This window comes from Paenibacillus lentus (assembly GCF_042714055.1).
Classification (GTDB): Bacteria; Bacillota; Bacilli; order Paenibacillales; family Paenibacillaceae; genus Fontibacillus; species Fontibacillus lentus_A.
In genome coordinates, this window is record NZ_JBHGVC010000024.1 from 23,249 (window position 1) to 30,992 (window position 7,744).

A 7,744-nucleotide genomic window follows, 5' to 3' on the forward strand; every position below is an offset into this window, starting at 1 on the left:
TAATTCTAACTAATTATAAAAATAAAATAAAAATAACGGTAACGAATTGCTTTATTACATGGGGGAGAACAAAATGAAAAAAGTATGGTGGAAGGAAGCCGTCGCGTATCAAATTTATCCGCGAAGCTTCATGGACTCGAACGGAGACGGGATCGGAGATCTGCCCGGAATCATATCTAAGCTGGATTATTTGAAAGAGCTTGGCGTTGATGTGCTCTGGATCTCGCCGGTTTATAAATCGCCAAATGATGACAATGGCTATGATATAAGTGACTACCAGGACATCATGGATGAGTTCGGCACGATGGAGGATTTCGACCGGCTGCTGTCCGGTATTCATGAGCGCGGGATGAAGGTGATCATGGATCTGGTGCTCAATCATACGTCCGATGAGCATCCGTGGTTCATCGAATCCCGCTCATCTCTCAACAATCCGAAGCGTGACTATTATATTTGGCGGGACGGCAAGGATGGAGCCGAGCCTAACAACTGGGAATCTATGTTTAACGGCTCGGCCTGGGAATACGACGAGACGACCGATCAATATTACCTGCATCTGTATTCGCGCAGGCAACCGGATTTGAACATGGAAAATCCGGAAGTCCGTCAGGAACTGATCAACATGATCCGCTGGTGGCTGGATAAGGGGATTGATGGATTTCGGGTCGACGCGATCACGCACATCAAGAAGCTGCCGGGCTTGCCGGACATGCCCAATCCGCACGGGCTCCGGTATGTGGATTCCTCGGCAGGGCACCGCAATGTCGAAGGGATTCATGATTACCTGCAGCAATTCAAAAGAGAGGCCTTTGCCAACTATGACATTATGACGGTGGGCGAAGCGAGCGGCGCGCCGATCTCGGAAGCCGACCGCTGGATCGGCGAGGAGAACGGGGCTTTCAACATGATTTTCCAGTTTGAGCACGTTAGTCTGGATTTTGGATCGGAAGGACGCTGGGACTTTGGGCCTTGGGAACTGGCTAAACTGAAGCAGATCATGAAGAAATGGCAGACGGGGCTGGAAGGGGTGGGCTGGAACGCTCTTTATTTGGAGAATCATGATCAGCCGCGTTCTATCTCCCGCTTTGGGGATCCGGAGAATTACCCGAAGGAATCCGCCAAGATGCTGGCAACCTTTTTTATGCTGATGCAGGGTACCCCATTTATTTATCAGGGACAGGAAATAGGTATGACCAATGTGGTATTTAAAGAATTAAGCAATTATCGCGATGTGGAAATTTATAATTATTATCGTGAACGTCTGATGGATGGAAAAGATGTCGAGGATACAATGCGTAAAATTGCTTACCGCGCACGCGATAACGCACGAACACCGATGCAGTGGGATGATTCGCTGTTCGGTGGATTTACGACCGGTACGCCGTGGATTAATAGTAATCCGAACTATCACGAAATCAATGTAAAAAGCCAGCTTGAGGACACGGATTCCATCTTGAACTATTATAAGGCGTTAATTCGTCTGCGCAAGGAAAACGAGGTGTTGGTCTACGGTAAATATGAAAGCTGGCTGGATGACCATCAGGAGATTTTCGCTTATTCGCGTACGTTTGAAGGGCAAATGTTCCTCATTGTTCTAAATTTCTATGGAAATACGCCAGAGTTTACCGTCCCAAAAAGATTTGAAACGCACAAGCGGCAGGTTGTTCTTTCCAATTACGGGAATCAACCTGATCGGGAGCGGAACAGCTTCGTTATGCTGCCTTATGAAGCTATCGTTTACCGGCTGGATAACTGACTCATCTTACCCCAAGTAGACATATTTAAACAGCGGCACTAAACAGCCTTAGATCGGTATTAAGCCGGGCTAAGGTTGTTTAATTTTTCTGACCGCTATGGTTGTAAAAGGAATATACCGATGAATTTCTTCGATGAGTTGCTTCTGGGAGGTGAAATTTTGAAGGTTGAGACGTTCTCTCTTAAGGTGACCGAATAAGCTCTCGATACAGGCGTTATCGTTTCAATTCCCTTTCCTAGACATGCTTGCTTTCACTCCAGTCCAAAGCTTTTTTAAATATTCGTTTTCACTTCGGAGCCGCTCCAATTCATCATCCTAGGTCATTGACGAAACTCTTGGTCTTCCTTTACCTACGCCAGTATACTTTCCTCTTTTTTCGCCAAGCCCAGCTATCCCTTTTTTCTGATAGTGCTTTACCCACAGTTGAACCATGGAGTGCCGAATACCCAGTTCCTTTGCAGCGCTTTTATAACCCACTCCCTTTTTAAGACTTAGCGTCCATTTGTTACAACGAAACATCCAGCAAACGGCTGATCAGCTTTGTATCCATGTTGGATTCAAATAGCTCGGCCATATGATCAAAGCCTTGTTCCTCCGGCACCGCGATATCATGCTGATAGGGCAAAACCCCGGCACATGGGACGACGTACTTTTGTTCCAAAAAATCTATCCCTGGCTGTAAAATTTCCTTTATTCCTTGATATCGATTGATTATGAATCCCTTTAATTGATTTTTGATTTGATCATCCAATAAGTCGATGGTGCCGTTAATCGCTGCAAAAACGCCGCCATAGTGAATATCCGATACGAGCAGAAGCGGGGAATTCGTCATTTTTGCCGTAAAAATATTGGCAACGTCCTGATTGGCCAGGTTGATTTCCGCAGTTGAACCTGCGCCCTCTATAATGAGAATATCGTATTTTGCCGCCAGCCTTTGAAAAGAGCCTTCAATGCTTGCTCTAATCTCCGTTAAGAACTCCCCATATTTTGTATAAGAGCCTGTATAAAATAATTTTCCATTTATGATGAACTGCGTATTGTCATATGCGGGCTTAATCAGGATGGGATTCATGTCCGCTTCAGGACTCACGCCGGCACTTAGAGCTTGAATGTAGGTGGAATAAGCAATTTCACAGTTATCATGGGTCATGTAGGACTTTGAGGAAATATTTTGCGCTTTAAATGGGGCTGCAGAATAGCCTTTGTTCCGCAGCATGCGCAGCAAAGCCGCCGTGATAAAGCTTTTGCCGCACGAAGAGCTGGTTCCAACGATCATTAAAGATTTCATTTGTTCACCTGTTCCGCGAAGTATTTTTAAGCTACGTTCAAGTTCTTTACATTGGCAATAGACAATGCAGAGATGAGCAAAACAATAGCATTTAGATACAAATGAGTCATCGTTATCTGAATGCCCTTGACATGTGTTTGTCTGCAGTTAAGTATGTCTTCAATCGAGAATTTTATCATTTTACACTCGTACGTTCATTGTAAAGCTCCTTCCTACGTTTCGTATCTCGATGGGGGTTGCAGAATCGCCAAAGATCCTCTTTCGTATCGACACCAAGCCATAGTTGGAAAAAGAGCATGCAGACATCCATACGAACACTCCACTTTACTTGTGGCATGAGGACAACGAAATTTAAGGTAGTTAACATCAGCACCCCATTACGTCATCGGAAATCCCATGGATTAGCAAGGCGTTCCGTTCATCGTCATCCTGGCAGGCAGTTCCTCTTATTCTCGGGGATTCAGCGGAATAAAAGTCAGCGCCTTAAATAGATAAAAGCTGACCCATCCTTAGAGTGTAATACGAGTCATTGTTATTCCATTATATTATTTGAATTGCTGAAGGGGAATGCTGCAGACTATCGTAAAAAGTATATTGTTTTATTTTGATTATTTGGTAAAATATTATGAAGTTATCCATATAAATACTTTAGTCAACTCCCATTGAACTTCTTAGTCTAGTCTCTTATATAAATGTTGAGAGACCAGCCAGAAAAACGGGGGTTTTTTTGTATGTCTGAAATTGAGATGGGGGGTGAATTGTGCAGCGAAAGATGAATTTTAGTACCTGAATCCAGAATAAGCAGAAGTTTATACCGTAAGTTCATAGAAAATACATAATCGTTATTTTTTAATGGAAGCTGTACTTATGCCATTTAGTTAATATCACAATTCAAGAAGATGTTAATTTATGAGAGGGGAAAAGCATGAACACATTCCTAGTAAGAAAGGCATTCATATTTTCTATTGTTGCTGTCATGTTATTTATGTTACCAGGAAGTACATTTGCACAAATTGTAAAAGTTGAAATATTAGGAACCGAGAATGCGATGAGTCAGCTTGAGCTTTTGGAGCAGCAAAGGAAGCAGGAAGAACTTTATTTTCAAATGGGGTTAGGGCTCTCAGAAGAGTTGAGGGACGGTTATATAGGGCTGGCAGCTCAGTATAAGAATATTCCAGATGTTGTTGCGTGGAGTGAATACCGTATAGCTGAATACGACTATTCCCGCGATGAATTTGAGGAAGCGATCCGTAAACTGCTAGATATTGTCCGTAAGTATCCTAATTCGGATATCGGCGTTGAGGCGCAAATTTTGGCTGCTGAAATAGCGGACAGCCCTTACAATCCGAATCGTGATTCTGCACGAGCTGCACAAATTTTAATGTTAACTAAGGGTCGCAGCTTAAGTTCAAACCCCAATGAACGTATTCAAATGGCCTCCGTAGTTCAACAATCTGGCGTAAAGATGGATAAAAATCGTTTTAAACAATATAAGGCCATGACAAATGAATTGGATGCTAAGGTTACCGGCAAAAAGTTTAGGAATCTTAAAAATAATAAACGACCCATAGAAAAGGCAATAAGTCAAAATTATAATAAGACATTGGTCAAAGCAAATCGTGATCTTTCACTAAGCATAGCCTCTGCTGGAGGTTATAAAGAGGCTGTCTCTCAATTGAAGACTACGCTTCAACAATACACTGAGGCCAATCAAGAAGAGAATATGGACTATTTTACTTTTATGACGGATTCACAAGATTTGGAATATCAAAGAGCGCTAGGTATGATTGCCGATCAGAATCAGGTAGAAGGAATTCAAGAACTTGAAGCTTTCATACGAAAGCATCCGAACAGCCACCTAGCTGTACGTGCACAGCAAAAGTTGGATGAATTACGACCTAAGCCAGTAGAAAAAACAATAGAGAAATCCGATCAAGTTTCTAAAATACAACCTAATGTTCTGAGCCCTGAGAAAGGGTGTATCTGCGGTCCGGCTTCATTAAAAATGGCTTTATCCAAGTTGGGTATTGAGGCTCCTTTGGATATTTTGATTAAAGATGCTGGTACAACCGACGAGGGAACGACTATGGAGGGTTTACGCCTGTCTGCCTCCGCTCAAGGAGTCAACGCCTTTGGTATTAATATGGTCAAGAGTGAGTTGAAGAATACGAGTCTTCCGGCCGTTGTGCTGCTATCTGATCATTATGTGACAGTAACCTCGCTAACCGATGATGAAGTAAATTATTATGATCCGCTATTTGGATCGATATCAAAATCCAAGCAAGACTTTGAGCAACTTTGGACGGGGAACGCTATCGTCTTTGCAGATACGGAAGCAGAAGTAATGAATGGAATTTCCGGTGCAAGATTGTTGTCAGATACTGAAATGAAACAACTTAAGGGGAAATATTTATGCGGAAACACGGGAGGGAGCCCAGGAGGACCCGGATGCAATGATCCGTGTGCCAATTTTGAAATGCCTGCTCCAGCGGCGGATGGATATATGGATGGGCACTTGAGCTCAGTCAATCGGATTTATGGAAATCATAATTTGCGCACACCGGAGTTGCTTTTGCGAGGATCGGAGAATAGCCTTATATCTTATAAGTTTTCCTATAATTCGCAAGCAAACACTCGGAATAGCGATGTCGGTATGGGATGGAGTTCCTCCTATTCAGATCAGTTGGTGAAGAATGGCGGGAATATTCAATGGCTAACGAGCGATGGAAGTAGAATGACTTTCTCCCGTAACATTGATGGCACTTTTACTTCCCCGCCAGGGAATTTCGATAAGCTCACAGAGAAGGGTGATGGAAGTTATATATTGTATCGAAAAAATAAACTCAATATGAGTTTTAATGCGGAAGGTCGTCTGGTTGAACAAAAGGATCTGAATGGTCAAGGAATGGTTTTTAATTACGACAATCAGGGACGTCAAACGCAAATAGTAGATTCCAATGGAACGATAGTCAATTTGTATTATAACCCGGCTGGAAAAGTATCGAAGGTTTCTATTGGCAATGAAGAGCAATTTCAGTTGGAATATGATAGCTCTGAACACTTAACCAAAATCAAGTACGCAGACGGAAAAACGATTCAATATGGTTATCAAGGTAATAGAATGTCTACTTTAACAGATAGCTTTGGGAAAACAACAAAATTTGAATATAATTCATACGGTCAAATTACCGGCAAGGTTAATGCCGCTGGATCACGCATGTCGTATGATAAGGAATTCACAAATTATAGTGGAGCCAAACAAAGTTTTGCTCAAGACTCTTTGCGAAGAATAACTGAGGTTCGTGATCCGCTTGGTAATGTTACACGCTTTTCCTATACACCGGATAATCAAGTGGACACAATGACTGATCCGTTAGGAAATCAAACGAAATATTATTATGACACTCAAGGGAATCGAGCATCTGTGGTTGATGCGCTCGGCAATAAAACGCATTATTCATATAACGAACATGGACAAGTGACGGCCATTATTGACGCTCTTGGTCGGAGGACAAGTTATAGCTACGATGCTGCAGGTAATTTACTAACCGTAACTAATCCGCTCGGCGATCATATGATCTATGACTATGACGCTAGAGGGAATATAACAAAAATGACTGATTTTTCAGGTGTCACTACAAAGTATGAATATAATAGTTCTGGCTTATTGACGGCAGTGACGAATGCATTAGGGGATTCAGTTACCTATGAGTATGATCTATATGGCAGAAAGACTGCGGAAACCGATCCGTTAGGCAACACGACGAATTACAGTTACGATCGTTATGGACATGTAACGGAAATTATATATGCCGATGGATCGAAGGAAACGATGCAATATGACGGGGAACGTCTAACAGCCAAAGCAGATCGACGGGGGAATGTCACCCACTACAATTATGATGATTTAGGGCATTTACTGAAAGTCACTGATCCAGAGGGCGGAACGACTGAGTACGGTTATGACATGCAAGGACGCCAAATATCGGTAAAAGATGCAAATGGACAAGTGACAACTAAAGCTTATGATGCCAAGGATAGAGTTATATCTGTTATTTACCCTGGCGGTTTAAGTGAGGCTTTTTCTTATGACGCGGTTGACCGAGTGATAAGTAAGAGAAATACCGACGGAACAACGGTCAAATATACTTATGATGCGGTTGGACGCATTATTAAGATGGAAAGGAAGTAGGGAGCGGTGAAAATTATACTATTTTTTAAGAAGCCGATTAAGTTATTCCTGGCTTTAGTAGGCCTTATCGCACTCTATTTCATGAACGATGCTTCTGCTCAAGCGGCGGCTCTATCTCATGGAGCGAATTTCATATCTCAGGCTAAGAATCCTTCCGTCACTTCTTCGGTATATACGATGAATGGGTTATTGGTAGCTGCGGAACAACCGCTTGCTCCGGTTGATTTAACATGCATCGGTTCAACCTCTTCGACCGTAACGCTCTCGTGGCAATCTTCAACCTATAATGTGGGAATTATCGAGTATGAAATTTACAGTGACTCCCAATATTTAGGGGTAAGTACGACGAATAGTTATGTGGTTACAGGTTTAGAAAAATATAAAAGCTATACTTTTTCAGTAAAAGCCAGGGATGCAGCAGGCAATGTGTCGGAAAATAGCGATCCGGTTACAGTGTTCACCTCGGAGGAGTATCATCCTCCTGGTCCGCAAACCGACCAGATCGGAT

Annotated in this window: 6 protein-coding genes; 3 read left to right on the top strand and 3 right to left on the bottom strand. The window is 42.6% G+C overall.

Features of this window, described 5'->3' with window-relative positions; all coding sequences use genetic code 11:
• Positions 1-73: 73 nt before the first annotated feature.
• The gene (locus ACE3MQ_RS26930; RefSeq protein WP_379398642.1) at positions 74-1,756 is read left to right on the top strand and encodes a glycoside hydrolase family 13 protein; all 1,683 of its coding nucleotides are present in this window, start codon (positions 74-76) and stop codon (positions 1,754-1,756) included.
• Between the two features lie 69 nt (positions 1,757-1,825).
• Here ACE3MQ_RS26930 and ACE3MQ_RS26935 read toward each other — a convergent pair whose 3' ends face one another.
• The 3 genes from ACE3MQ_RS26935 to ACE3MQ_RS26945 form a co-directional block, all read right to left on the bottom strand.
• Complete coding sequence (locus ACE3MQ_RS26935; protein ID WP_379398657.1) at positions 1,826-1,963, bottom strand: IS3 family transposase; 138 nt, start codon at positions 1,961-1,963, stop codon at positions 1,826-1,828.
• A 108-nt stretch (positions 1,964-2,071) separates the two neighbouring features.
• Positions 2,072-2,275: a helix-turn-helix domain-containing protein gene (locus ACE3MQ_RS26940; protein ID WP_379398644.1), complete on the bottom strand. Its 204-nt coding sequence runs from the start codon at positions 2,273-2,275 to the stop codon at positions 2,072-2,074.
• The gene (locus ACE3MQ_RS26945; RefSeq protein WP_379398646.1) at positions 2,262-3,044 is read right to left on the bottom strand and encodes a cobyric acid synthase; all 783 of its coding nucleotides are present in this window, start codon (positions 3,042-3,044) and stop codon (positions 2,262-2,264) included. The genes ACE3MQ_RS26940 and ACE3MQ_RS26945 overlap by 14 nt, the downstream gene beginning before the upstream one ends.
• Positions 3,045-3,969: 925 nt before the next feature.
• Here ACE3MQ_RS26945 and ACE3MQ_RS26950 point away from each other — a divergent pair.
• Complete coding sequence (locus tag ACE3MQ_RS26950; RefSeq protein WP_379398648.1) at positions 3,970-7,236, top strand: cysteine peptidase family C39 domain-containing protein; 3,267 nt, start codon at positions 3,970-3,972, stop codon at positions 7,234-7,236.
• A 6-nt stretch (positions 7,237-7,242) separates the two neighbouring features.
• Positions 7,243-7,744, top strand: a 502-nt coding sequence (locus ACE3MQ_RS26955) for a fibronectin type III domain-containing protein (RefSeq protein ID WP_379398650.1), incomplete at its 3' end; no start/stop codon positions are given.